Below are 26,083 nucleotides of genomic sequence, written 5' to 3' on the forward strand. Positions count from 1 at the left end.
AAACGGCTAACATCCGCAGCATGCCGGTTTGCGCCTTTCAGCGCGCTGCTTCTTGTTTTGACATTCCTTTTACATAACGGCATAATAAATTTTATACTGGTGATTTCTTGTCTTTTGCGCTAAATATTTGCTTTGGGCGAGAGCGTCGCTTCACATCGAGAAAGAAGGCGGAGTCGTGACATCTATTAACATTAGACGATGGATCGTTAAACCCTTTATTTTTTTCACCATCATGTTTATTCTCAAGAGCTATTTGGCTTGGGCGGTCATTTTCGATAATCTGCTGCCGTGGAAATCGCTGCTTACCGAAATCCCTTTTGCCTGGGCGCTGTTCTGCATTATCGAGCGCTTCGCGTCAAAGCGCAAACTTGGCTATTATATGACAGTCAATCTGCTGGTAACGGCGATTTTTTTCGCAGCCATTATGTATTTTAAATACTACGGTGTCATCGTCACCTATCATGCCGCCGAGCAGGTCAATCAGGTAACCGCCGTCCGCAACAGCGTATTTTCATTGATGGACCCTTATTATTTGCTTATTTTCGCGGATGTCATCGTGCTGGGGTATTATTTTCTTTTTAACCGAAACGGCCGGATCTACAAAAAAGAACAAATCAACCTTGGACGCGGCAGCCGAAAGTTTTCGGCTCTATTCGCCGCATCGCTGGCGCTGTGTCTGTTCAATGTGCTGCCGAACAAAGCCAGCATGAACGAAATCAAGAAGGCGCAGGAAATGGGCATTCTCAATTATGAAGCCTATACGATCTTCGCTCAAGAAACAATCGACCTCGTCAAAGCCAGCGATATTACGCAGGAAGCCGTCGATTCGGCCAAGGGGATCAGTGCTCCCGCAAATCCGCGCCTACAGGGCGCTGCCAAGGGCAAGAATCTGATTATCCTTCAGATGGAGTCGCTGCAGAATTTCCTGATCGGACTTAAGATCGACGGCAAGGAGATTACACCGAACTTTAACGCCGTGATGAAGGAAAGCCTATATTTCCCGAACTTCTATCAAATGGTCGGCCAAGGCAACACATCGGATGCGGAGTTTGTCGTCAATACGTCCTTTTACATCCCTCCGCGGGGCGCAGCCACCCAAATGTACGTCGACAAGGTGCTGCCGAGCCTGCCGCGTTTAATGGAGAAGAACGGCTATCAGACGGCTACCTTCCACACGAATGATGTGGAGTTCTGGAACCGCGGGGAGCTATACAGCTCGCTCGGATGGGGCAAATATTACGATCACAAGTTCTTTGGCGATGAGGACACCTTTTTCTTCGGGCCTTCCGATGAGGTGCTGTACCGCAAAACGACCGCCAAGCTGAAGGAAATGAGCGCAAGCGGCCAGCCGTTCTACGCCCAGATCATTTCAATGTCGGCCCATCATCCGTTTACGATCCCCGAGGAAAAATACAAGATGAAGCTGCCGGAGCGTTATGAAGGCACTTTTGTAGGCGATTATATCCGGGCGCAAAATTACGCCGATTACGCTTTTGGCCAGTTGGTTCAGGAGCTTAAAGAGACCGGCCTCTGGGACAACAGCCTGATTATGATCTACGGCGACCACATGGGGCTGCCGATATACTCGCTTGACCATGACGACAAAGAGCTGATGACCGAAATTTACGGCCATGAATACGGGTACGGCAACATGACCAATATTCCGCTGATCGTTCACGGTGCGGGCACACCGCCGCAGACGCTGGAGCAGGTCGGAGGCGAAATCGATATCATGCCTACCGCCGCCAATTTGCTGGGCATATCTGTAAAGGATCATCTGCATTTTGGCCAGGATATCATTAACCAGACCTATAACCTTTTGCCCGAGCGTTATTATCTGCCGTCCGGCTCGTTTATCTCCACCTCCGGGCTGCTTATTCCCGGCAACAGCTTTGAGGATAACAGCCAGTATCCTATTGCACTCAGCAGCAAGCCACCCGCCGCCACGGAGGATGAATACAACCGTGCGCTCCGGCTGCTGCAGCTCTCCGACAGCTATGTGTCTCAGCTGCCCGAGAAAAAGACCGAATAGGCCGCGTTACTTAAGACTTAAGCGGCCCCCGCAAATAAAGAGCCCGCAGCGAAAGAATACAGCGGCTCCTTTGACGCCAAAAGCCATGCTCCCCGCGGGAGCATGGCTTTTGGCCGTTTATGAAGCGCAGCATCACCTTCCGGCGTGCGCCAGAAGCGACTAACGCTCCTGCCTGTCCAGCATATCGTAATACTCCGCGAATCGGTGAAGCTCCTCCGGTGTCAGAATCGACAAATATTCCTCCAGCAGGACAAGCGAGCGGCGCTGCCCTTCGGCGCACATAATCTCGCCTTTTTCGGTAAGCGTAACCACAACGGCCCTGCGGTCGTTCTCGTCCTGCTCCCTGTTGACCAGGCCAATCGCATCCATGCGGTCAAGCATTACCGTAATCGCACTCGATTTGACTTCCATCCGCTCGGCAAGCGTCACCACCCTCGCTCTTCCCTCGCGGGCTATCATATTCAGCAAAGCAAACTGGGGGAATGTCAGTCCAAGCTCCTTCTGCAGGGACATTCCCGATATAATTTTTCGCTGCACCCTCCACATCGATAATCCGATTTGTTCCACAAGCGGGTCCGTTTCTGGCGGCATATTGCATTTCAGCTCCCATTTCATTGTCCTGATTCTAGCGTACCATTTTGTACCGTTTCCATTCAATGTGCAAAGCTGAAAACAAAAAAACGGGGCCTCTTTGCCGCATTAAAGCGCTCTTATGGAGAAGTCTTAAATTTCCACTAAATTTTCAAATGAAAGCTGCCGTTATTTATTATTAAGGAGCCAACATTATAGGTAATAAGACACAGCCAATGAATCCTCAATCTGATATAATCCGCATTAATAATTAACAACAATCAGTTTAGTAAAATGGGGGAAACGTATGAAATTGGCAAGTAAATTAACTTGGATGATGCTGCTCGTGCTTCTGCTTGTGGGATCATCCATCGGATTCTTCGGCTATCGCGCCGCCTATAGCCAGCTGGATGAGGCTGCAGGTATCGAGCTTGTAGGCTGCGCCAATATTACAACCGGACTTGTAGATCCCGGGCAGCTTGCCGCTCTTGTCGCGGGCGACACCAGCAAGCTTGGCGCAATTGAGAACCGGATCGGCTGGATTGTGGAACATAAGCCGATCTTTAAGGAGGTCTTTATTCTATCGCTGGACGGCAAAATCCTTGCCGCGGACAAGAATATGAAGGCTAGGGGATACAAGGCGGGAGATTCGTTTTATTTTAGCGACGAAGATAAAAAAATGATTACCACCATGAAACACTCTACATACTCTAAGGTTTACACATACCAAGGCACCTCACTGAAAACCGGCTACGGCCCCATTTACCAAGATCACGATCCTACCAAGCCGATTGTCGCCCTGATGGCCATCAACTTTGACGGTCCGCTGGTTCAGGAAAGAACGCTTGAAATTATGAAACAACCTCTCATCATCGGCGCGTCCATCCTTATTGCCGCTATCCTGATTGCTTATTTTTTCATCCGCCGGATGGTCAGCCCGCTGACCAAGCTGTCTAAGGCCGTCAATCATGTGGCTCACGGCGATCTCACCCAGGAGTCTCTGGTCCTGATCAGCAAAGATGAAATCGGCAAGCTGGCCAGCGATTTTAATGAAATGAAAGACAATCTGAGCAGGCTTATTACCGAAGTAAACGATACCTCCTTGCAGGTCGCTTCTTCATCCCAGGAACTATCGGCAAGCGCACAGGAGACGAACCGCTCTGGAGAGCATACGGTTAACGTAACCATCGAGCTGGCGGAAGGCGCGCAGGTGCAGCTTCGCCACTTGGAGAGCAGCTATCAGGCCGTGCAGGAAATGTCCGGATTCATTGCCGAAATCGCGCTCAACGCCGACCAGGCCATGAACGATGCCGTCCAGGGAGCCGATAAGGCCCGCGCGGGAAGGGAATCTATGGATTCGACGACAGAGCAGATGAGGGTCATGAGCGGAAGCATTAATGACCTGTCCGGCATTATTCATACGCTGGGCGGTCACTCCAAAGAAATCGAGAGCATCGTCGGCACGATTGCGAGCATCGCAGCGGAGACAAATCTGCTGGCGCTGAATGCGGCCATCGAAGCCGCCCGCGCCGGCGAAGAAGGACGCGGCTTCGCCGTTGTCGCCAATTCCGTCCGCAAGCTGGCGGAGCGATCGGGGGATTCTGCCCGGCAAATCGGCGAACTGCTCGGCCTGATTGTCGGCCAAATGGATCTGGCCGGAGAGACGATGAACCGTTCGACCGTGGAGATGCAGCACGGGACGGAAATGGTGACCAATGCCGGACAATCCTTCGCGGAGATTGAAACGGCCGTTTCCGGCATGGCGACTCAAAGCCGGGATATCTCCGAAACGGTGCAACAGCTGGCGCAAATCGCCGACGGGCTGGTCGATGCGATTCAGAATACCGTCAGCGTGTCCAATCAGACCGCCGAAGGCGCGGAAAGCTTGTCCGCTACTTCGCAGCAGCAGCTCGCGGCTATGCAGGAAGTTGAATCATCCTCGGCTTTTCTCTCTTCCTTGGCGGACAAGCTGCAGAAGCTCGTGGAACAGTTCAAGGTGGCGTAAGGATCGTTACAGTGTATTTCATTTCCAATACAGCAGCGAGGGAGGCCGGATCGTTCCGGCCTCCCTCGCTTTTTAAGATCAAGATTCTATAAATGGGAGCGGCAGAACCTCTCCTTCGGCCGCCCTCCTATATGTACCTTACACCTAACCTATGTTTATACCGCAGCGGCATTATCCGTAAACCACTGGCCCAGCTCGTGAACCGGCATCGGACGGCCGTAATAGTAACCCTGCATGACCCGGCAGCCCAGCGATTGCAGCAGATCGATCTGTTCCGGTGTCTCTACGCCTTCCGCAACGACCTCCATATTGAGGTTTCTGGCGATGGCGATAATGTTGCTGATAATCGCCTTCTTGGAGTGCATCTTGCTCTTGCGGATGAACACCTGGTCGATCTTGAGCGTATTGACCGGAATTTCATCCAGATTGCCAAGGGAGGAAAAACCCGTGCCGAAGTCATCCAGGGATACTCTGACGCCCAGATTGCGCAACTTGGACAATTGAGCCACCGTCTCCTCCATGTTGTTCATCGCAATCGACTCCGTAATTTCAAGCTCCAGATAATGCGGGGACAAACCCGAACGCGTCAGGGCTTCTTCGACTATCTCATACAGATTCTCCGACTCGAACATCCGCGCCGACATATTGATCGATACGGCGACCGAAGCGACTGCTTCTTTATGCCAGAGCATATTCTGGCTGCATACCTCATGCAGCATCCAGTACGTAATGGGCACAATCAGTCCTGTCTCCTCCGCGATCGGTATGAACTCGGCCGGAGAGATAATGCCGTGCTCGGGATGCCTCCATCGCAGAAGGGCTTCGAGGCCGACGGTTACGTTCATAAGGGAGTCCCACTTCGGCTGGTACACCACCATGAATTCGGACTGCGCCAGCGCCTTGCGCAGATCCTTCTCCAGGGACATTCGCCGAAGCTGATGCCGGTTCATCTCCTGGTCGAACATGCTGAATTTATTTTTGCCGGAATCCTTGGACGTATAAAGCGCGGTATCCGCCGCTTTCATCAAGGAGGAACGATCCGTTCCGTGCGCCGGAGCCATGCTGATGCCGACGCTGGCCGTGACGTACAGATCATTGCCTTCAATCCGGTACGATTTCTTGACCTCCTGAAGAATTCGGCCCGCTTCTTCCGCCGCCTCCTCCGGGGTAAAGTCGGGTTCGGCGATCAGGAATTCATCTCCTCCCAAACGGAATACATTCCCCTTTGGACTCACGCTCTGAAGCAGCCTTGAAGCTACTTCCTGCAGCAGCATATCGCCGATATCATGACCCAGCGTATCGTTAATCGATTTAAAGCGGTCCAGATCGACAAAGAACACGGCGCCTGGCCGGCCGGCCAGAAACCAATTTCTGAAATACCGTTCCAATCCATGGCGGTTCGGCAAGCCGGTTAACGGATCATGGTAAGCCATCCGCTCAAGCATATGCCTGTCCAGGAAAACGGCGCCGCCGGATATCCCGAACATGAAGAGGGTGACGAGCGACACACCCATCAGCAGAATGACATCCGTCTCAAGCAGGGAAGGATTGGAGCCGAGCCAGCTGTCGTAAGCAAAATGGCTGGCCCGCATACTCGTATAGTGCATGCCGCTTATCGCTATGCCAAGCAGCAGCGCGGAATACAGCTTCCAGCGGTTGAAGCCGGGCGAATCCTTGAATCTGCCGATCAGCAGCATGCTCATAAACGAGGCGATGAGCGCGATCATGACGGAGAGGCTCTGGCTTGGCAGATAGTAATGAATCTGCGCCTCTATCTTCATCGAGGACATCCCTACATAATGCATGACGGAGATTCCCGCACCCAGCAGCAGTCCGCTGGCCGCGCAGCGCAAGAATGTCATCCGCTGTGCCAGCGAATTGGACATTCCCAAATAACAGAAGACGATGCCGATAAGCATGGACATAATGGCTTTCCCCGGGCTGTAGCGCACGTCAAACGGCAGCCGGACGGCCAAAATCCCGACAAAATGCATCGCCCAGATGCCGCTTCCGAGAGCGCAGGCTCCCGTGAGAAGCCATAAACGGCGCGTCCTGTTCGTTGCGGAAGGAACTTGGCAGATCAAATTTAAAGCGGAGTAGGACGCCGTCACCGAAAGCACGAATGAGAGCAGCATAATCCATACATTATAGTGGATTCCCATATGATCCATTGGTCAACCTCTTCATCGGTTAGTAATGATCCGGTTTTTTGCGGGGCGGAAATTCAGGCGCGATTATTGGCGGATAGTGATATATGGAAACAGCTGCAAAAAGTAATAGGATGAGAAAAAATTCGCAAAGAAATAACTTTAGCTGTATTCTACCCTGTATCCGGCGGACTGTCTAAGTAAATACTGGAACTTGTGCCCTTTTTTCGGTCGCCGCTATAAATGTCCACATTTGATAAACGCGATGCTCAAACACAAATGGACCAGGCGATTATGCCTGGTCCATTTGCTTCGTTAGTGCATCAAGCGTTTTAGTTAAAAATCTTAACTTTGTGGCTCTCGTTTGCCGGGATTTTTACATACAGCACTTTCTCGGTGTTATCGAAGAAGTAGCCGCTTGCTTCTTTGCCCAGTTCTTCCAAGCTGGCTGCTTCAGCATATTTGTCATTGGCTGCCTCCACTTTCTTCGGCGCCGTGGCATTATGCAGTTTCAATGTGTAAGACTGAATATCGGAAGCGTAGCTTTGAGTTTGTTTGTTCTGGCTGAACTCAACGTGGTTGCCCTTTTGATCTACGCTAAATTCGGTAATGTTAAATTCGCCTCTGGTGTAGTCCTCGGTTTTAGCATCGTCTTCATAGAAGCTGTAAGATGCTTTGTTATCCAGATAAGTGTCGAGAATCAGGTTCGTCAATTCCTTCTCACCGGAATGCTGCTGAACTTCGCGGCGCGGGATAATCGAATCCTGCTTCACGTAGATCGGAAGCGTTCCAAGATCGGCGTCTTTGTGGATCGTTTGTCCGCCTTCAAATACTTCGCCAGTCCAGTAGTCTACCCATTTCACGCCTTCCGGCAGGTATACGTCACGGGACGTTGCGCCTTGGTATACGATTGGAGCCATCATCAGAGATTGACCAAACATGAATTGGTCTTGGATATCATGAGTGTTCTGGTCCTGCTGGAACTGGTACACGAGCGGTTGGAAAATGAGATTGCCTTTTTCATGCGCATCTTTGAACGCATTGTAAAGGTAAGGCATCAATTCATAGCGCATGGAAATGTACTTGCGGCTGATATCCTCAACTTCTTTACCGAACTGCCATGGTTCTTGTCTGCCCCATTTCAAGCTTTGAGCCGCGTCTGTTTCCATCGGGCTTTTACCGTCATTGTTGTAGTGGTCGCGGGAGAACGGATAGAATGCGCCGACTTGAACCCAACGAGCAAACAATTCAGGTGTAGCTACAACGCCTTCGTAAGGTTTTTTCGCAAAGCCGCCGATATCGTTTCCGACCATCGCCATACCTGTCAAACCGACATTAGCGTCTTGGAAAATTGAAATTCTAAGCATTTCCCATCTGCTCCAGTTATCGCCTGTCCAGGTTGCGGTAGCGTAACGCTGCGTACCTGTAAACGAAGCACGTGTCAAGATAAATGGACGAACGTTCGGTTTATTCGTTTTGAATGCCTGATCTGTGGCTTGAGCCTCAGTGTGGGCGTAAACGTTATGCGCTTCTTCATGCGTTAATTTTTCACCATTGTCCGTTTCAAAAATTCTATCCAGCGGTAACGTCCAATAGTCTACCGTACTAAAGTTAGCAGGTTCGTTCATGTCGTTCCAAATGCCGTCTGCGCCTTTATCAAAGACCGGTTTATGCCATTTCGCCCACCAGTCGCGGGTTTCTTGTTTCATGAAGTTAGGGAAAACGGATTTGGATGGGACGCCCCAAGGCCAAACTTTACCCAAATAGTTGGTGCCATCCGGATTTTTAACCCAAAGATCTTTTTGAGTCCCCTCGGTATAAGGAATATATTCCGGTTGTCCCGGGTCAGGCACGCGAATTGCTGGATCAATGATGGAAGTATAATGGAAACCCGCATCGTGCAAGCGTTTGTTCATTCCATCCGGATCCGGGAATTTATCGCCAAAATAGAAGTTTTTATAGTCATCCATCCATTCGATGTCCAGCATCACGCCGTCAATCGGAATGTTCTTTTCACGGTAGGTTTGCGCCACTTGCTCAATATCCTTTTGATGATAGCCCCAAGCGGATTGATGGAAGCCCATCGCCCATTCCGGCGGCATTTGCATTTTTCCGGTCAAATCCGTGTAGCGGTTTACGATGTCTTTCATTTCCGGTCCGTTGATGAAGTAGTAAGTCAATTTTCCGCCATCGGCCCAGAAGTAGTAGTAGTCGTCGCTTTCAGCAGCCATATCGTAGTAAGAACGGTAAGTATTATCGAATAAAATACCGTATGCTTTGTCGCCTTTCAACCCGATAAAGAATGGAATCGAAGAGAACGTGTATTTCGAAACCGGTTCCGGCAGATTCTCGCGGTTCCATACTCCGATTTCTTTACCGCGATGGTTCAATCCGGTTGTTTTCTGTCCGAATCCGTGAAAATCTTCGTCTTTGTCGGTTTTCTTGAACACGTAATGCTTGCCGTTTTCGTAACCTACGCCTTGGTCCGCGTCTTCGTTGATCACATTGCCGTCTTTATCTAAGTATTTGATGCCGAACGGGCTTTTGTTGATGTTTACCGTTAAGCTGTCGGACTTCAATACAATTTTCTTGTTATCTTCTGTTACTGTAAATTTAGGACTTTTCCAATCTGTTTCCGCAATACCGACGGAAGTGAATTCTTTATCGCCTTTTTTAATGATCGATACTTTGGAAATGTCGGAAGACAGCAAGCGGATATAGGATTCCATTTCTCCCAAATTCAACTTCACGCCGTTTACCAGCTTTTCGACGCCTTGAACGGTCAGCTTTTGCAGATTGTTTTTATCCAAAGGTCTTTCATCATGTACTTGCTGCTGGTTGCCGTTCTTGTCGACCATCTTGCCTTCCCATACTTGTGCCCCAGGCGGAGCCACAAGCTCTGCAGCCTCGGAAATTAGAGGCGTTAGGGCATTGCCTGATATTAAAAATGTAGTTGCAGCATTAATCGTGACCATTTCTTCATACGCTGTTTATGCGACATTAGATCTCTCTCCTTATTCTGAATAAAAAATATCTCTTCATCAGTCAAACTCCCGGGTTTCTGGCGCCTACTACCAAGTTAGCAACAGAATTCGATATGAACAATGGGAACTTACACCCACAAACTATTGGAAAACGATTTCAAAGGGGGTCGGATTGTGCTCGGCGAGCGAATCTTTCTAAGGGGGAAAATCGTGGCGGGGCTTAGCTTCAGGCCTGTCCAAGCTCTTCTTTTACAAATTGGATCTTCATACTTTTATTTCCTAAATAATTGGTTGAAAATCGCAATTAATAGCCAGGGAGAACTAAGGACTATGGTTTATACCGGCATCGATATCAAATCGTCAACCTTTTATTTATTTCAAATATATTGATAAATTCCACTATGTTACTGCTAGTTTCTTTTTAATAACAAATATATGCATTAAATGTAATTTCAAGCGTGCCTCTCTATAAACATTGACAAGGTGTACAATATTACGCTCTTCGCTCAATATAAAACACCTTCCTTTGGGTTAGCCCGATAACCCGCACGCGGAACATGATTCATATGACTCTGTAAAGTGCTTCATCTATTCAGTAAGATTAAACCGGGTAGGCCTTGCATCCAAAAAGAATCTCGCATCAAGAGGGGGAATAAGATGTATAAAGTTCTTATTGTCGATGATGAGGCCGTCATCCGTAACGGTATCAGCGCCATTATTGATTGGGAAAAGGAAGAAATGCTCGTAGAAGACCATTACGCCAACGGAACAGAGGCTCTGACTGCTATGAGCGAGCGTTCCTTCGATATTCTCATTACGGATGTCAAGATGCCTTTAATGGACGGTATTCAACTCACGAAGCGGGCGCTGGAGCTGTATCCCTGGCTCAAGGTGATCCTGATCAGCCACTACAGCGATTTCGAATATGTCAAAGAAGGGCTTAAGGTGGGGGCCGCCGATTATTTGTTGAAACTGACCTTGAACCGGGATGAACTTCTTGCCGTTCTTCGAAGATGTGTCTCTCTGCTGGAGGAAGAAAGGAAGAGAGCTCTCGAACTGAATTATTTTCGGCAAAGCGCGGCTTACCGGAAACGAAAAGGTCTCGAACAGGAGATTAAAAGGCGGATCGTGCAAAAAAGGCCCTCCTCCCTGGCAACCGGTTGGGCGCCGGCATGGATGGACAGAAGATATGCCTGCGTCTATCTCACACTGGATAAGGCCGAGGAATGGATTGAAAATTACGGTTATTTGTACGTCCATTTTCTGCTGGAAGAAATACAGGAAGCGTTCTATGAACATATTGCGGAAGGAGCAGCCATGCTTGCGGCAGACAGTAGCCTGTTTCTGGTCGTTCCCGATAATGAGGGAGATTCCGAAAAGCTAATCCTGGAGTGGAAGAGCACGCTGGAAGCCGGAAGAGGAATCTCGACTTCAGCGGGTACCGCGGTCAAGCAAGGCATACATCATCTTCTTAAGGGATTTGCCGACTGCCGTTCCGCCTGCCAAAGACGTTTTTTTGAGGGGCTTGGCGGTTTGTATCCAATGAAGGTCGTTGAAACTGGGGTTAAAGCCTATGAAAATACATATATCCCCAATGATTGGACGCTTTTTTCCGAAATGATCCGCAGCGGTGATCCGGTCTCATCAGCAATCGAGTTAGCCTTGGAGCGCTGGAAGAACGGGACTTTGAACCCGGAACAAGTACGGCAGGAGGCTTGCGAGTTGCTTGCAGGCGTCCATCACTTACATCCGGATTCCAGATGGCTGCTTCCCCACAGGCAAGATATGCTCCTCCGGACAGAGACACTGGAGCAGCTCTCGTCTTATTTAACGGGTCAGTTGGAGGAAATCCGCCAGTCTCTGATGCCTGCACTGGCCGATAACGGTTACGGGGGCCAGTTAATTACGAAGGCGCTGGAGTACATCTCCGCCCATTACACGGGGAATTTGACGCTTCAGAGCGCAGCGGATAGCGTGCATCTCAGCAAAAGCTATTTCAGTCTATATTTCAAAAAACAGACCGGGCGCAATTTTATTGATTATCTAATTGAACTGCGAATCAGGGAGGCGAAGCGGCTGCTCGCCCAAAACGATATCCGGATTTACGATGTAGCCGAGGCCGCCGGTTTTAAAGATGTGAAATATTTCTGCAAAGCATTCAAGAAAGTGACCGGACTGACACCGCTCGAATACAGGGAGAAGCACCAGGTGACCGGATCGTATGTCAATTAAGAAGCGTTACTCTTCTCCGTCCGGCAGCGGAAGCCAGGCAGGCTTCCAGCAGCTTCATATTCAGTACGGCATCTTCCGGTTCAAACAGCGGCGGAGCCTGGCCGAAAACGGCGGAGGCGAAATTGTCCACCTGACAGGTAAAAGGATTTGCGCCGGGGGCATCCACCCGCCTTACGCCGCCTCCGGCATAAATAAAGAATTCGGCATCGTCCGTCCGGGCGTTGAAAGGCATCGGGATTTCAATGCGGCCTTCCGTGCCGATGATCTCCAGAAGCTGGCGCTCATAGGCCCACATTCCGCATTCGAAGATAAGGCTGTGTCCGCCGGGAAACTCCACAAGGCCCGAGGCCATCATATCGACGTTATCATGCTCCGTCGAGAACAGTGCATGAACGGTCGCCGCTTCCGGTTCCGTGCCGAACAGAAGCCGCGCGGCGCTAAGGGGATAACAGCCGATATCGTACAGCGACCCCCCGCCCCATTTCGACTTGAACCGGACATTGGAGCTGTCCGAAGCGTTGTTATAGGTAAACGAACCCCGTATGGCGCGGAGGCCGCCGATTTCGCCCGACTGCAAAATAGCCTTCAGCAGCGGATACCGCGGATGATGCCGGTACATGAACGCCTCGGCCAGATGAACCCCGGCCTTCCGGCAGGCTGCCGCCATCTCGGCGGCTTCCCCGGCGCTTAAGCCGATCGGCTTCTCGCACAGCACATGCTTCCCGGCTTCCGCCGCCCGGATCACCCACTCCCGGTGCAAATGATTGGGCAGCGGAATATAGACCGCGTCCACCTCCGGGTCCCTCAGAAGCTCCTCATAGCTTCCGTAAGCCTTTTCTATCCCAAACTCCTGAGCGATGCGCGAGCTCTTCGACATTCCACGGCTGGCCACCGCCTCAAGGACGGCCAATTTCGATTCGGCAATGGCCGGCATCATCGTGCCTGTCGCGATTTGCGCGCAGCCCATAACTCCAAAACGAAGCGGACGTTGCATTTCCTGGCACCCCTTCTTGTCTTAGGCTTGTCTTTAACTCATAATGCCATAATGCGGCTGCTAAGGCCAAGCAAGCTATGCCCTAAAGAAGCAGGGCCACAACGAGTACGGCAATGCGCGCCGCATTCAGCAAAAGGAAGTTTTTCACGGAGAGAACAAAGGTCGTGGCTTTTTCCTGCCTTTCGTCAAACTTGGTCAGATTTCGGCGCAGCGGGATCAGTGTCGGCAGCAGAAGCAGCACAAGCAGCGGGTGTACGCCCAGAATCAGCAAAAGGGCCAGATCCACGTAAGACACATAATAGAGCAGCTTGAACAGCGTGAGCGCATTTGCTTTGCCGATGTAGACCGGCAGCGTGTAACGGCGGTTATCGCCATCCTCATCAATGTCGCAGATGTTGTTCGCCAGCATGATATTCGCAATGCCGAGAATCGCCGGAACCGAGAACCAGAACAGGTAGATCGTTTCCACAAGATTCAGCTGAAAATGAACCCACCCCCGCTCCAGGGTCAGCACTGCCAGCATATCGTCCGTATGGATGTAAGCAGAGATAAAGATGATGATAAAGCCCATAAACAGCCCCGAGAACAGCTCCCCAAGCGGCATCCGCGATATGGGAACCGGCCCGAATGAGTAGAGAATGCCGATCAAAAAGGACAGGCCGCCCAGCAAAAAGACGAGCAATCCGGTCTCCGCCACAAGCAGCAGCCCGCAGCCTGCCGCCAGCAGCAGGAGCAAGACGATGACGCCGACCACGACACTTTCCTTTAATTTGTGCGCAACGATGGCATTATGCGTTTCATAGCCGTAGCCGTGCGTTCTTGACGCCTTTTTAAAGTCGTAATAATTGTTGACCGCCGTTGTCGCCATGTCAAAGCTGAGCAGCGACACCAGCATCAGTGCAAAGCGCCATGTGTAAAAATGCTCAAACCGGTAAAGGGCATAGAGCGTTCCCATTGTCAAAGGAATCACGCTCGCCACTTTGGTCTGAATTTCAACCAATTTCAAAAAGCTTTTAACGTTCACCGGCTCACCCCGAAACGGGAAGCCTTCTTAATAAATGTCTTATTCTTCAATGTCTTATTCTTCATGCCGCAGCCTCTCGCCCCCAGTTAATAATAATTCTCATTTATTATACATCAAGCATGCAAATGAATGTCACAAGTTCCTCCAAATTTCGACCGGATAATCCTATGTTCGTTATAGGCAAGCCCTAAGCGATATGGTATGATAGGCTGACTTGTACTGGAATCGATTCCATTCGTCCTTACTAAGTCAACCATTTTAACCGTATTGGAGGCTTTATTGTTTATGTCAGCGCATCCGTCTTCTTCCCAGTCCGTCCAAATCGTTACCGCCGATCCAAGCGCGATTGGCCTGTTTGGACTGGCCATCGTCACCCTGGTGGCATCTTCGCAAAAGCTTGAGATCACAGAAGGCCTAAGCTATGTAATTCCATGGGCTGTCTTTCTCGGCGCATTCGCCCAGCTGTTTGCCTGTATTCAGGATGCCAAGCACAACAACACCTTTGGCATGACCGCTTTCGGAGCCTATGCCTTTTTCTGGTTCGGCATGGCCGGAAGCTGGCTGATCAAGCTTGGCGTATTCGGTACCGTGCTTGCCGAAGCCGTCGATCCGAAGCAGCTCGGCTTCGCGTTTCTCGGCTATCTGATTTTCACACTGTTTATGACTATCGGCGCTACCGAAACCAATAAAGTGCTGCTGATTATTTTCGCGCTGATCGATCTGCTGTTTCTTGGCCTGACCTTCAATTCTTTCGGAATCGCCGCGGAAGCCTTTCACAAACTGGCGGCCTTCTCAGAGCTCGGCATCGGCATCGTCTCCCTTTACGGCTGCGGCGCTTCCGTCCTGAACGCCCATTTCGGACGCACCTTCCTGCCGCTCGGCGCTCCGCTTCGCATCTTCAAAAAATAACAATAAACCTAATGCAAATCAGTCAAACGGATATACGCGTCGTTCAATACAGGGCAGACGCGCGCATCCGTTTCTTTTTTGCTGTTTGACTGCTTAAAGGCTATTGACGAGGCGGCTCTACTAATGACATGCTATACAAGAATGATAAGCGCCCGGCTTATAAATTCTTATATTTTAAAAATACTTTGACGAATGATGTTGCCATGCCTGCACACTTATTCGTTACCGGAGGCAGATTATGGCTTTCTTTAGGAAAAAGCCTTTAACGATCATCCTCGTCTTCATCGCAATTCTTCAAATATTATTATTCTATTACTATTCCATATCGGTTGACCGGGAGTACCGTGCCGCCAAAGCCGATTTGTCTTCTCAAGCCTTCATGCTGACATCGAATATCGAAGAGAGAGCCTCGATTGTCAAAGGCGTCAGCTCCTTTGTGCAAACCGTCGGCTTCGACGCAAGCCCGAGTGTGATTAACAGTTACCTGTCCACCGCCTACCACAGCACCAACCACCTGATGAATATGGCCATTGCGCCGGATGGCATCATCCGCTATCTTTATCCGATTGAAGGCAATACTGCCATTCTCAATAAGAGCCTCCTGCTCGAACCCAAGCTGTCCACGCCGGGCATGATTCAGGAAACGATCCGCTCCCGCACCATCACGGTGGACGGTCCGCGGCTGCTTGCCCAAGGCGAGTACGGGATGGTGATCAGACAGGCGCTGTTTAAAAATAATTCGTTCGAGGGCATCGTCTCCGTCACGCTTCGCATCAACGATATTATCAGCCATTTTCTGGGCAGCAATTCCGAGGCGTACATCACAGGGAAGGATCATGCCTATTTGTTCGGCTCCCATACGGAGAACAAGGGCACCTTGATCAGTATTCCGATTCGTTTCTATAACCAAAGCTGGCTGATCAACACCCACCTCGACCCCAGAGCGAAATGGAACGCGCTCATCAGCGTACTGCTGGTCGATTGTGCCTTTTTGTCAATCATTGCTTCCGTCTTATATTTCTTAACCCGGCAACGACGGTTCAACCGCGAGCTGGAACAGGTGGTCAATAGCCGCACACGCGATCTTCGCATATCCGAAAGGCTGTACGAAAAGCTGGCCTACTACGACAGTCTGACCGAGATCCCGAACCGCCGTTTTTTTATGGATGAATTTGACCGCTTGCTCAAGGCGGCGGCCCCTGCGCAGACCTTTACTCTGTTCTTTTTCGACCTCAACCGGTTCAAGGAGATTAACGATACGCTGGGACACTCGGCAGGCGACCGGGTCATCCGCACCCTTGCCAGACGAATACATAATGCCAATCTTCCCTGCAGGCTGTTCGCGCGAACCGGAGGGGACGAATTCGTCATGCTGTTTCAGGATCTGCCACGGGATCGAATCCCGGAAATGGCCGAACAACTCAGCGCGGTCGCTTCAAAGCCGCTTATCATAGCCGGAACACATCTCAACCTGTCCACCAGCATCGGCATTTCACTGTATCCGGAGCATTCCACGACTAAAGAGGATTTGCTTAAATATGCGGACATGTCCATGTATCAGGCCAAATCGACGGATGGGCAAGGTTATTACCTGTTTGACAACCAGCTCCGGGAGAAGCTGCAGCAAAAAACGATGATTGCCAAATATCTGCATTCCGCTCTGGAAAACCATGAATTTGTACTGCACTATCAGCCTCAGGTCAATGCCGCCACCGGCGATGTCATCGGTTTGGAAGCGCTGATCCGCTGGAACCATCCCGAGAAGGGGCTGCTCCTGCCGGGCTATTTCATTTCGGCTGTCGAGGAAGCCGGACTCATGACCCAGCTGACCGATTGGGTGATCCATGAAGTATGCCGGCAGCTGGCCGCATGGAAGCGGGAAGGGCTGGAGATTCTGCGCACTTCCGTTAATATTTCCAACAGCTGGTTTTATAACCGCAATCTGATCCCGATGCTTATGTCCATCTTCGGACATTACGGACTTGCACCCGACTGCCTTGAGTTCGAGATTACGGAGAGCACCGCCCTGCTGGAGGAGCACTACCCGCTGCTGCAGCAAATGCGCGACCGTGGAATTATCGTGTCCGTCGACGATTTCGGCACCAAATATTCTTCTCTGAATTACCTGAAGCATTTCCCCGTCAACAAAATCAAAATTGACCGCACCTTCATCATTGGCATCGGCCAGAGCTCCATCGACGAGACGATCATCAAATCCATCGCTTATGTCGCTTCGCAGCTTGGCTACCATCTGATTGCCGAAGGCGTAGAGAATCGGGAGCAGGCTAATTTCCTGTTGGCGCACGGCTGTAAGCATGTGCAGGGCTTTCTTTTTTACCGTCCTCTTCCCGCAGGGGAAATCGGACCTCTGCTGAAACACCTAGAGCCGGCAATGAAGGCAGGGACCGCGATAATAGATGAGTGCAAGCATGCAAACGAATAAGGACAATCACAGGCAGAAAGGAATTTGAAAATATGAACTCTTTTTCCTCATCGGAGCTTTTTGGAACCGCTGTCTTTACCTTGATTCTGGGTGCTATCGCCTTTATCGTGATCCGTGGAATGCCCAAGATGAACGGAGCGATTGCGGCACTTCGCAAACGAACGCTGATATGGACCCAGGTCGCTCTGGTGCTGACCGTGCTGCAGCTGAACTTCAAGGCGGGAGACTGGCGGTTTTCGATTATTTTGGGGCTGATCGTGCTGTTCACCGGAAGCATCTGGCTGGCCGCGCGCCACTACGACCTTCGCCTCTCCGCCGCCGAACGGGCGGGCGATTCCGCGCAGGGGGGTCCTAAGGAATAGAGCTGCACATTTCTTGGTGAAATTGTGAAAAATGGATACCCTCGCCCTGCCGGCCCATACTAAGGTCATTCCCATACGGAGGTGGCCAAGGCAGTGAGCAAAAAAATGAATCTGCTGATGTTCAGCGGTGAATATGACAAGGCGATGGCCGGTCTGATTCTGGCTAACAGCGCGCGCGATATCGAGGTGGATGTCACCATGTTCTTCTCGTTCTGGGGATTGTTCCTGGTCCGTGATCCCGAAAAAATGACGCTGGAAGACAAAACGATCTATGAAAAGCTTATGGATGTCGTAACCCCGAAAGGGCCGGAGCAGCTTCCGCTGTCGCGCATGAATTTCAGCGGGCTTGGCCGGATGATGCTGGAGGAAATGATCGAGGACCAAGGGGCGCCGAAGCTGATTCACTTTCTAAAGGGCGCGCGCAAAAAGAACATCAAATTCTACGCCTGCAAGCTGTCCGTGGAAATTATGGGCTTCAAACCCGAGGAGCTGCTGCCGGAAGTGGAGATTATCGACGCCGCCTCTTATTTAAAGGATGCGCTGGAAAGCGACCTGCAGCTGTTTATTTAGAAAGCAGGGCGGCCTCTCGGCCGTCTTGGTACATACTTGGTTTCGCCCCGGCAAGCCGACGGCTGTCCTTGCTGGGCATTAACCTATTTTGGGCGCGGGCATATACTAAGGCCAAAGACACTACCCGTCTGGAGGGACTGCCCGTGCTTAGATCCACCCTCGCCTCTTCCGCGGAAGCGGCTGAATCTTTGGAGGCGTATTTTGGCCCATTTCGCGAACAAACAATCGGACTGAGACATACGATAACGACCCCATACGGCAAAAAAACGCTGCTGTACGCCGATTGGACCGCCAGCGGCCGCCTGTACGAACCGATCGAGCGCAGAATGCAGGAGCAGTTCGGCCCCCTGATCGGCAATCCGCATACCGAGGCAAACGCCACGGGGATGACCATGACCCGGGCTTATGAAGAAGCCAGGCGTCTCATCAAGCGCCACGTGAACGCCGGCCCGCGCGACATTCTACTGACCTGCGGAAACGGCACGACGGCGGCTGTGAATAAACTTCAGCGCCTGCTCGGACTCCGTCTGCCCGAATGGATGGCGGAACGGTCGGTGGTGCCGCCGGAGGAACGGCCGGTCATCTTCGTCACCCATATGGAGCATCACTCCAACCTTCTTCCGTGGCAGGAAAGCATCGGCGAGCTTGTCGTTCTCCCCCCGGGACCGGACGGAAACGTCGATCCGCGCAGGCTCGAAGCTGTGCTGAAGCTTTACCGGGACCGCAGGCTGAAGATCGGCTCGTTCACCGCCTGCTCAAATGTGACCGGCATCGAAACGCCGTACAGACAGCTGGCGGCCGTCATGCACCGCCATGGCGGCTTGTGCTTTGTCGATTTCGCGGCCAGCGCCCCTTATACGGACATCGACATGCATCCGCCGTCCCCGCTGGAGAGGCTGGACGCCATCTTCTTCTCGCCGCATAAATTTCTCGGCGGGCCGGGCACTGGCGGCGTCCTGGTATTTGCTGCGGAGCTCTACGGCAACCGGCGGCCCGACGAACCGGGCGGCGGCACGGTTTCCTGGGTAAGCCCGTGGGAGGGCCCGAGCTACTTCCGGGGAATCGAGGCCCGGGAAGACGGCGGAACCCCCGGCTTTCTTCAGACGATCCGGACCGCGTTATGCCTCCGGCTGAAGGAGCGAATGACGACAGAACGCATTTTGCGCCATGAACGCGAGCTGTGCCTCCAGCTGCTGGACGGACTTCAGGCGATCCCGGATATAACGGTGCTGGAGGGCGGCGTCCGCCGCCGCCTCGGCATCGTCTCCTTTACGGTCCGCGATATGCACTACAACCTCGTCGTGAGACTGCTGAACGACCGCTTCGGCATTCAGGCGCGCGGCGGCTGCTCCTGCGCCGGCCCTTACGGCCACTACCTGCTATCGATCGACAGGGAAGCCTCCGCCCTCATGGGCACAGCCATCCGCGCCGGCGATCAATCCCTTCGGCCGGGCTGGGTCCGCCTGTCGCTGCATCCCGTTATGACCTCCGGCGACGTCGCCTACATCCTCCTGGCTCTGAAGGCGATCGTAAGCCAACGGGAGATCTGGCAGGCCGACTACCGCTACAACCCAGCGACGAACTGCTGGTGCCACCGCTCGGAAGGCGAAGAAGAACCGGATATGGAGCAGCTGTTTGCTCTGTAGCGAGCCGCTTGGGCAGATCGCAGGGAGCGGTCGGTGGGAAAGTGCGGACGGGGCCGGAGCGGGAAGCTTGGGCAGGGACACGGCCAGGCTGCCCCGATTGGGCGGGGGCACTGGCCGGAGCCAGGCCCGCTGGGGCGGGATGCGGACGGGGGCCCGGGACCCGGACGAATGCCGCCGGCGCTGACGCTACCATCGGGAGTGCGGCCTCCCCCCTAGCCCCACGAAGCAACGAGCCGCAGAGGATGGCGTATTTCGCTCCATTCTCTGCGGCTCGTCTCTTGCTCTTGCTGTATAGAAATCTTGCCCAAGACCGCAGGCAAGCCTCTCCATGAAGCGGAAATCCTCCCGCTTATTCACAAATTACAGCGCACTTTTACTAGCTGAACAGGAAAAACTCCAGCTTATTTCCCGCTTCCCCGTCCATTCCGGCATAAACGCGGAATTAAGAGGGAGCTTTTCCCGGCCAACCCTGGAAAATCCCGGTTTCAGCCAGAATAAAGGGGAACTATTCCGCTTTATCCGTCCCCCTACATTCTGCTCAGTTCTGCTCCATTTTGCTCAGTCCTGCTCCGTTCCCCTCTAGCCCTCCACAGTCCAGCCCACTATCGTGCCCACCGTCCAGTCCAGCCCTAGTCCCATCGTTACCGCCCCACTCTTCATTTATAGCTCAGTACAGCACGCGGCATGGGAGCGGACGTTTCCATCTCTCTTGGAGCGGGCGTTGCCAGCGGCATTGTCACTGGCATTATTTTTGCCATCAGTTGCTCCGTTCCACTCTATCCCACCCCAGTCCGGCCTCCAGTCCGGCCTCCAGTCCCTTCTTACCGCCTCAGGCTATCCCTTCGCCACAATGTCGAGATCCGCGGCTTGAGCGTTCGAGACTACCTGCTGCACGTTCTTGCAGCCGGGGATCACGCTCGTCACCGCGGGATGCTGCAGGCACCAGCCCAGCGCCCACTGCGCCATGTTCAGGCCTGCCGGCACTTCGTTGGCCGCGATTTCGGCAACGATACGCAGCTGCTCCTCCCGCTTCTTCGCATCATGGTTCGCCCGCACATCGCCGGCCTGGAACACCGCATCGGCCTTGTATTTGCCGCTAAGGTATCCGCTCGCCAGCGGAACCCGGGCCAACACCCCAAGGTTATGCTCCTTGCACAGCGGGAACAGTTTCTCTTCCGGCTGCCGCTCCAGCCGGTTGTATACCACCTGAATCGCCTCGGCGCCGATCTCCGGAGCGGAGGACGTCTGATGAACGCCGTCATTGGCGGTGCTGATGGAAACACCCAAGTGACGGATTTTTCCGGCCCGCTTCTGCGCGTCCAGCATATTCCACAGCTTGTCGTTGTCGAAATCGGCATCGGTACCGGAATGGAACTGATACAGGTCGATATACTCCGTCTGAAGCGCGCGCAGCGAGTCGTCCAACTGCTTCAGCACATCGTCCGCGCTCCACAGCTGCTCCCGCTTGAGATGACCACTGAAATGATGGCCGAACTTCGTGGCGACGATCCAGTCCTCGCGTTTACGGCGGTTCAGGTAGCTGCCGATGAACTTCTCAGAGAGATGGTCCCCGTAGCATTCAGCCGTATCGATCAGATTGATGCCGAGCTCGCCCGCCTTGTCCAGCATTTCATCGACTTCATCCTGGGTGAAATCCTTCCCCCATTCGCCTCCGAACTGCCAGGTTCCCACTCCGATTACCGATACGTTAAGACCCGTGCTTCCAAGCTTGCGGTATTTCATGCGTCACATTCCTCTTTTCTTAAAAGTATTTGGACTTATGAGCTTCCGCCGTCTCCGCCGCTTCGTGAGATTCTGGAAAAATAAGCCTCTATCGACTTGACGCCCCACAGCGACAGCAGAACGAACAGCAGCACATAGAGAACTTCCACTGGATGTTGGATAAATCGTCCGACATCATTGCCGATATACGATACAGCAAATACCATAACCGCCTTGCCTGCGGCCAGAGCCAGCAGGTAGGAGCGCAGCCGCATTCCGACAAGCCCGGCGGCCACATTGATAACAACGAAAGGTCCAACCGGGAACAGGCTCAGCAGGAACACATAGCTGAAACCGCTGCGCCGCACCCACTCCATCGCTCTGGCCACCTTCGGCCGCTCCGCCCATTTGCGAAAGAAGCGCTGGGAGGCGATTTTGCGGATCATTAGAAAAGTCGCCAGACAGCCGGCAACAAGTCCGATCCAGGAGTACAAAAAACCGAGCCACAGCCCGTACACCGCAGCATTCAGGCCCACAATAAGTATCGTTGGCAGCGGCGGAACAAATGATTTCATAAAGGTCAGCACAATCCCCGGAAAAGGACCGAGAGACCGGTAACGCTCCAGCATACCGCGCAGATTCTCTTCGGTGAGCCAGGAAATGACATCTAGTACATACATAACGGTCTTAAGAACCCTCATCTTTCCAATAATTTTCAACAGCCTTATTATACATGATAACCGTGCGGATTGCCCTTACCGAATCTCCCCACCCCTATATGCAAATTTGTTTTCCGGCTATCGACAAAGTTCCCTTACAAAGTTCCCTTACAAGGTAACCATTAATTAATTTCTGAAAAAAAAAGGCTGGCCCCTCGTCCGCTTACACATGACGGTGGGCCAACCTTATTTAATGAATCGCAGTCTTATTTAATCGCTGCTTTGAACGCATCAATGTATTGGGCCGATTTCTTGGCAACCAGGCTGTAGTCCTTTTGGCGTACTGCTTCGGCCGTAAGGTCGGAGCCGATGCCAACGGCAAATGCCCCGGCTTTGATCCAATCCTTCAGGTTGTCCAGATTGACGCCGCCCGTCGGCATGATGTTCGTCTGCGGCAGCGGGCCCTTGAAGGCCTTGATCATTGCTGGCGAGTACAGATTCCCCGGGAACAGCTTCACAACGTCGACGCCCAGGTCGAGTGCTTCCTGGATTTCCATCGCCGTCATGACGCCCGGCATGATCGGAACGCGGTATCTGTTACACAGCTTGACCGTTTCCGGATTCAGCGAAGGTCCAACCACAAATTCCGATCCGCTCAGGATGGCGGCGCGGGCAGTCTCAGGATCAAGCACGGTTCCTGCGCCGATCACCGCATATTTATCGGAGTCGGCAGGCGCGCTCGAAGAGTATTCGGCGGCCAGCTTCTCGATGGCTCTCAGAGCAAACGGCACGGTCAGCGTAACTTCGATAATCTTGATGCCGCCGGCGATCGATTGCTTCGCCATTTCCACTACTTCTTCAGGGGAGTCTCCGCGGAGAACCGCGACGACGCCTCCCTCATGTATCTGATTGACAATACGCAGTTTTTTCATTTCCAGTTCCCCTTTGTTTAAAAATAACGTGATCTATCCGATTTACTTGCTTCGGTTATTTTTTCGGTTACTTGTTAACCGGGACCTTGACCGGGAATTTAGGCGCTTCTCCGTTCACCGCACGAATCGCTTCTTCCGCAGCCATTTTTGCCATCCGGTAACCGGCCTCTACCGTGTTGGAACCGACATGCGGCGAAGTCACCACATTGGGCAGACCGACGATGTCCAGCGTTGCAGGCGGCTCTTGAACAAAGGTGTCCAGTCCAGCGCCTGCGATTTGTCCCGAAGACAGAGCCTCGTACAAATCCTGCTCAACGACCAGATCTCCGCGGGCCGTATTGATCAGAATCGCGGACTTCTTCATTTGAGCCAGAGATTCCTTGTTGATCATGCCGACCGTTTCCGGAAGCGCCGGAGCGTGCAGGGTAATGTAATCGGACTGCGCATACAGCTCTTCAAGCGTAACGTACTGCACGCCATACTTGTCGATCATATCCTGACGGACAAAGGCATCATATGCAATGACCTTCATATCAAATGCAACTGCGCGCTTCACAACTTCGGCTCCGATGGCTCCGAGACCAACGACGCCCAGCACTTTGTCTCCAAGCTCCGAACCGGTAGTCCGGTTCCAGCCCCCGTCTCTTACTCCCGCATTCATCTGCGGGATGTGACGGGACACGCTCAGCATTAAAGTGAGCGCCAGCTCGGCTACCGAACGGGTAGGAGCGCCCGGCGTAATGGTCACCGGAATGCCCAGACGGTTTGCGGCTTCCACATCAATATTATCATAGCCGACGCCGTATTTCGCAACGACTTTCAAGGTCGGAGCGCCGGCTTCCAGCACCTTTGCTGTAACCTCGTCAATCCCGGTAATCAGCGCGTCAGCGCCCTTGATTACTTCGATAAGTTCCGCTTCCTTCAGCGGACGGCCTTCCGTATTCCAGATGACCTCGAATCCTGCCTGAAGCAGCATTTCTTTCGCTTCCTCCGAACGGGAGAAAGAACGCGGCAGTGCAACTACTTTTGGCATGCTGTTACCTCCTCTTTCACGGCCTGCGCTTCATTAATCCCCTCAGACACTACACGCACGCCGCCCTTGGCTGCCGAGGAAGCATGCTGCGCGTACAGACGAAGCAGCTTGCTGGCTTCGATTTTGAACTCTTCCAGATGCTTCGCACGCTTCGCCAGCTCTTCTTCCGAGACATGCAGCTGCAGCTTGCGGGTTGCGATGTCGATCTCGATCATATCGCCGTCCTGCACCAGCGCAATCGTTCCGCCTTCGGCGGCCTCTGGGCTCGCGTAACCAATCGACAGACCCGATGTTGCGCCCGAGAAACGGCCGTCCGTTACCAGCGCAGCGCGCTTGAACTTGCCGAGGATCTCCGTACAACGATGCAGTTCGCGCATGCCCGGTCCGCCTTTCGGTCCTTCATAACGGATCACGACCGCGTCGCCTTCCTGAATCAGGCCCTCTTCATAAGCTTCCGAGAAAGCTTCCTCGGAGTTGAACACCTTCGCCGGTCCTGTGAAGCTTCTCAGCTCAGGAGCTACCGCCGACTGCTTGATCAGCGCGCCGTCCGCTGCCAGGTTGCCTACCAGTACGGCCACGCCGCCTTCCTTGTCCAGCGGCTCTGCCAACGTACGGATGACGTCGCGGTCCAGAACCTCTGCGTCCGCAATGTTGTTCTCCACAGAGTCGCCCGTAACAGTCAACGCTCCGGTATGCAGCAGTCCGCCGAGTTCCTTCATCAAAGCCTTCATGCCGCCTGCACGCTGCAGATCGTTCGTGGTATATTCTTGGTTATTCGGCGTTACACCCGCCAGGAACGGTACGCGGCGGCTGATGTCGTCGAACAGGGTCATCGGCAGGTCGATGCCGAGTTCATGCGCGATTGCCGGCAGATGCAGGCACGCGTTCAGCGAGCCGCCCATAGCCAGCAGCACGGAAATGGCGTTCTCGAACGCTTCGCGGGTCATGATTTGGCTTGGCGTAATGCCTTTTTTCACCAATTCGACCGCTTGACGGCCGGCGGCTTCCGCAGCATCCAACTGCTCGTCGGACAGAGCTTGCATCCAGGACGAATTCGGCAGAGCCATGCCGAGCGCTTCGGACAAACCTTGCATCGTGTTGGCTGTTCCAAGGAACGGGCACGCGCCAGGACCCGGGTAGTATTGGTTAGTCACTTCAACCAGGCCTTTTTCATCCAGCTTGCCGTCGAGGAATGCCCGTCTTGCCGCTTTGGATTCCTTCGGCTTGATGTGGTTCGGCATAACTCCGCCCAGCACAACCAGACCCGGCAGGTTCAAGCGCGCGGCTGCCATCAGCATGCCCGGTACGATTTTGTCACACGAGCTCAGGACAACCATACCGTCAAAAATACCATGCGCCTTGACCATCGTCTCTACACTGTCGGCTACGATTTCGCGGCTCGGCAGCGAGTATTTCATGCCTTCATGTCCCTGAGCGATGCCGTCGCATACTGCGATAGTGTTGAACTCCAGCGCCAGACCGCCGGCGGCCTCGATGCCTTCTTTCACACGGTCGGCCAGTTGGCGCAAATGCACATGTCCCGGCACGATTTCGTTCCAGGAGTTGGCGATGGCGATGACGGGTTTATCCATTTTGGAGTAGTCTACTCCGCAGGAGCACAGGTGAGCCTTCAGAATCGCTCTTGTAAAAGGCGAAATAGTAGAAATTCGGTTACTCATTATGTTTCCCTCCAAGTTTTACTGCTTGATTTTGTCTACTTGATTTTTTCTGAACGAATATGTCAATTGCACATTATTATAATACATAAAGGGAAGAGACGGCGCTGTGCCAAAATTGGCACTCTGCGCCGTGTCTTCCA

At 52.7% G+C, this 26,083-nt stretch carries 19 protein-coding genes; 9 read left to right on the plus strand and 10 right to left on the minus strand.

Going from position 1 to position 26,083, the window contains the following annotated elements; all coding sequences use genetic code 11:
• Positions 1-232 precede the first annotated feature (232 nt).
• On the plus strand, positions 233-2,032 hold the full coding sequence (locus tag PUR_RS24605; RefSeq protein ID WP_179037477.1) for an LTA synthase family protein: 1,800 nt from the start codon (positions 233-235) through the stop codon (positions 2,030-2,032).
• Positions 2,033-2,191: 159 nt separating this feature from the next.
• On the opposite strand, the gene PUR_RS24610 is transcribed toward PUR_RS24605, so the two are convergent.
• Entirely contained in the window at positions 2,192-2,623 is a 432-nt protein-coding gene (locus PUR_RS24610) for a MarR family winged helix-turn-helix transcriptional regulator (RefSeq protein ID WP_179037478.1), read from the minus strand.
• A 286-nt stretch (positions 2,624-2,909) separates the two neighbouring features.
• Here PUR_RS24610 and PUR_RS24615 point away from each other — a divergent pair, with 286 nt between their 5' ends.
• A complete protein-coding gene (locus PUR_RS24615) occupies positions 2,910-4,607 on the plus strand; it encodes a methyl-accepting chemotaxis protein (RefSeq protein WP_179037479.1) in 1,698 nt (565 codons plus the stop codon).
• A gap of 155 nt (positions 4,608-4,762) precedes the next feature.
• On the opposite strand, the gene PUR_RS24620 is transcribed toward PUR_RS24615, so the two are convergent.
• Positions 4,763-6,778 carry a putative bifunctional diguanylate cyclase/phosphodiesterase gene (locus tag PUR_RS24620; protein WP_179037480.1) on the minus strand — a complete coding sequence of 672 codons (2,016 nt, stop codon included), beginning with the start codon at positions 6,776-6,778 and terminating at the stop codon, positions 4,763-4,765.
• Between the two features lie 308 nt (positions 6,779-7,086).
• The gene (locus PUR_RS24625; protein ID WP_197970112.1) at positions 7,087-9,729 is read right to left on the minus strand and encodes a glycoside hydrolase family 31 protein; all 2,643 of its coding nucleotides are present in this window, start codon (positions 9,727-9,729) and stop codon (positions 7,087-7,089) included.
• 666 nt (positions 9,730-10,395) lie between these two features.
• On the opposite strand from PUR_RS24625, the gene PUR_RS24630 reads away from it, so the two are divergent.
• Positions 10,396-11,970 carry a response regulator transcription factor gene (locus tag PUR_RS24630; RefSeq protein WP_179037481.1) on the plus strand — a complete coding sequence of 525 codons (1,575 nt, stop codon included), beginning with the start codon at positions 10,396-10,398 and terminating at the stop codon, positions 11,968-11,970.
• Here the strand turns inward: PUR_RS24630 and PUR_RS24635 are convergent.
• Both PUR_RS24635 and PUR_RS24640 read right to left on the minus strand, forming a co-directional pair.
• On the minus strand, positions 11,963-12,964 hold the full coding sequence (locus tag PUR_RS24635; protein WP_179037482.1) for a Gfo/Idh/MocA family protein: 1,002 nt from the start codon (positions 12,962-12,964) through the stop codon (positions 11,963-11,965). The two genes, PUR_RS24630 and PUR_RS24635, sit on opposite strands and share 8 nt — an antisense overlap.
• 82 nt (positions 12,965-13,046) lie before the next feature.
• On the minus strand, positions 13,047-13,988 hold the full coding sequence (locus PUR_RS24640) for a 1,4-dihydroxy-2-naphthoate polyprenyltransferase (RefSeq protein ID WP_179037483.1): 942 nt from the start codon (positions 13,986-13,988) through the stop codon (positions 13,047-13,049).
• 285 nt (positions 13,989-14,273) lie between these two features.
• Here PUR_RS24640 and PUR_RS24645 point away from each other — a divergent pair, with 285 nt between their 5' ends.
• The 6 genes from PUR_RS24645 (at position 14,274) to PUR_RS24670 (ending at position 20,102) form a co-directional block, all read left to right on the plus strand.
• Positions 14,274-14,897, plus strand: a complete 624-nt coding sequence (locus PUR_RS24645; protein ID WP_179037484.1) for an acetate uptake transporter — start codon at positions 14,274-14,276, stop codon at positions 14,895-14,897.
• Between the two features lie 238 nt (positions 14,898-15,135).
• The gene (locus tag PUR_RS24650; protein ID WP_179037485.1) at positions 15,136-17,340 is read left to right on the plus strand and encodes a putative bifunctional diguanylate cyclase/phosphodiesterase; all 2,205 of its coding nucleotides are present in this window, start codon (positions 15,136-15,138) and stop codon (positions 17,338-17,340) included.
• Positions 17,341-17,372: 32 nt separating this feature from the next.
• On the plus strand, positions 17,373-17,702 hold the full coding sequence (locus tag PUR_RS24655; RefSeq protein WP_179037486.1) for a hypothetical protein: 330 nt from the start codon (positions 17,373-17,375) through the stop codon (positions 17,700-17,702).
• Between the two features lie 93 nt (positions 17,703-17,795).
• Complete coding sequence (locus tag PUR_RS24660; RefSeq protein ID WP_124696467.1) at positions 17,796-18,272, plus strand: DsrE/DsrF/DrsH-like family protein; 477 nt, start codon at positions 17,796-17,798, stop codon at positions 18,270-18,272.
• A 143-nt stretch (positions 18,273-18,415) separates the two neighbouring features.
• Positions 18,416-19,918 carry an aminotransferase class V-fold PLP-dependent enzyme gene (locus PUR_RS24665; RefSeq protein WP_179037487.1) on the plus strand — a complete coding sequence of 501 codons (1,503 nt, stop codon included), beginning with the start codon at positions 18,416-18,418 and terminating at the stop codon, positions 19,916-19,918.
• Complete coding sequence (locus tag PUR_RS24670; RefSeq protein WP_179037488.1) at positions 19,908-20,102, plus strand: hypothetical protein; 195 nt, start codon at positions 19,908-19,910, stop codon at positions 20,100-20,102. The genes PUR_RS24665 and PUR_RS24670 overlap by 11 nt, the downstream gene beginning before the upstream one ends.
• Before the next feature lie 650 nt (positions 20,103-20,752).
• Here PUR_RS24670 and PUR_RS24675 read toward each other — a convergent pair.
• The 5 genes from PUR_RS24675 to ilvD form a co-directional block, all read right to left on the minus strand.
• Positions 20,753-21,661 carry an aldo/keto reductase gene (locus PUR_RS24675; protein ID WP_179037489.1) on the minus strand — a complete coding sequence of 303 codons (909 nt, stop codon included), beginning with the start codon at positions 21,659-21,661 and terminating at the stop codon, positions 20,753-20,755.
• Between the two features lie 35 nt (positions 21,662-21,696).
• Positions 21,697-22,320, minus strand: a complete 624-nt coding sequence (locus PUR_RS24680) for a TVP38/TMEM64 family protein (protein WP_179037490.1) — start codon at positions 22,318-22,320, stop codon at positions 21,697-21,699.
• Positions 22,321-22,565: 245 nt separating this feature from the next.
• Positions 22,566-23,231, minus strand: a complete 666-nt coding sequence (locus PUR_RS24685; protein WP_179037491.1) for a bifunctional 2-keto-4-hydroxyglutarate aldolase/2-keto-3-deoxy-6-phosphogluconate aldolase — start codon at positions 23,229-23,231, stop codon at positions 22,566-22,568.
• Between the two features lie 67 nt (positions 23,232-23,298).
• Entirely contained in the window at positions 23,299-24,264 is a 966-nt protein-coding gene (locus tag PUR_RS24690; RefSeq protein WP_179037492.1) for a phosphoglycerate dehydrogenase, read from the minus strand.
• Positions 24,252-25,943, minus strand: a complete 1,692-nt coding sequence (gene ilvD / locus PUR_RS24695; RefSeq protein ID WP_179037493.1) for a dihydroxy-acid dehydratase — start codon at positions 25,941-25,943, stop codon at positions 24,252-24,254. Before ilvD ends, PUR_RS24690 begins: the two co-directional genes overlap by 13 nt.
• Positions 25,944-26,083: the final 140 nt, after the last annotated feature.

This window comes from Paenibacillus sp. URB8-2, from assembly GCF_013393385.1.
Taxonomy (GTDB): Bacteria; Bacillota; Bacilli; order Paenibacillales; family Paenibacillaceae; genus Paenibacillus_AQ.

What these genes read in the sequence shown, in the direction of transcription:
- PUR_RS24605 (WP_179037477.1), top strand. Translation starts at nt 233, where the DNA reads ATGTTTATTCTCAAGAGCTATTTGGCTTGGGCGGTCATTTTCGATAAT.
- PUR_RS24610 (WP_179037478.1), bottom strand. Translation starts at nt 2,623, where the DNA reads ATGCCGCCAGAAACGGACCCGCTTGTGGAACAAATCGGATTATCGATG.
- PUR_RS24615 (WP_179037479.1), top strand. Translation starts at nt 2,910, where the DNA reads ATGAAATTGGCAAGTAAATTAACTTGGATGATGCTGCTCGTGCTTCTG.
- PUR_RS24620 (WP_179037480.1), bottom strand. Translation starts at nt 6,778, where the DNA reads ATGGATCATATGGGAATCCACTATAATGTATGGATTATGCTGCTCTCA.
- PUR_RS24625 (WP_197970112.1), bottom strand. Translation starts at nt 9,729, where the DNA reads ATGGTCACGATTAATGCTGCAACTACATTTTTAATATCAGGCAATGCC.
- PUR_RS24630 (WP_179037481.1), top strand. Translation starts at nt 10,396, where the DNA reads ATGTATAAAGTTCTTATTGTCGATGATGAGGCCGTCATCCGTAACGGT.
- PUR_RS24635 (WP_179037482.1), bottom strand. Translation starts at nt 12,964, where the DNA reads ATGCAACGTCCGCTTCGTTTTGGAGTTATGGGCTGCGCGCAAATCGCG.
- PUR_RS24645 (WP_179037484.1), top strand. Translation starts at nt 14,274, where the DNA reads ATGTCAGCGCATCCGTCTTCTTCCCAGTCCGTCCAAATCGTTACCGCC.
- PUR_RS24650 (WP_179037485.1), top strand. Translation starts at nt 15,136, where the DNA reads ATGGCTTTCTTTAGGAAAAAGCCTTTAACGATCATCCTCGTCTTCATC.
- PUR_RS24655 (WP_179037486.1), top strand. Translation starts at nt 17,373, where the DNA reads ATGAACTCTTTTTCCTCATCGGAGCTTTTTGGAACCGCTGTCTTTACC.
- PUR_RS24675 (WP_179037489.1), bottom strand. Translation starts at nt 21,661, where the DNA reads ATGAAATACCGCAAGCTTGGAAGCACGGGTCTTAACGTATCGGTAATC.
- PUR_RS24680 (WP_179037490.1), bottom strand. Translation starts at nt 22,320, where the DNA reads ATGTATGTACTAGATGTCATTTCCTGGCTCACCGAAGAGAATCTGCGC.
- PUR_RS24685 (WP_179037491.1), bottom strand. Translation starts at nt 23,231, where the DNA reads ATGAAAAAACTGCGTATTGTCAATCAGATACATGAGGGAGGCGTCGTC.
- PUR_RS24690 (WP_179037492.1), bottom strand. Translation starts at nt 24,264, where the DNA reads ATGCCAAAAGTAGTTGCACTGCCGCGTTCTTTCTCCCGTTCGGAGGAA.
- ilvD (WP_179037493.1), bottom strand. Translation starts at nt 25,943, where the DNA reads ATGAGTAACCGAATTTCTACTATTTCGCCTTTTACAAGAGCGATTCTG.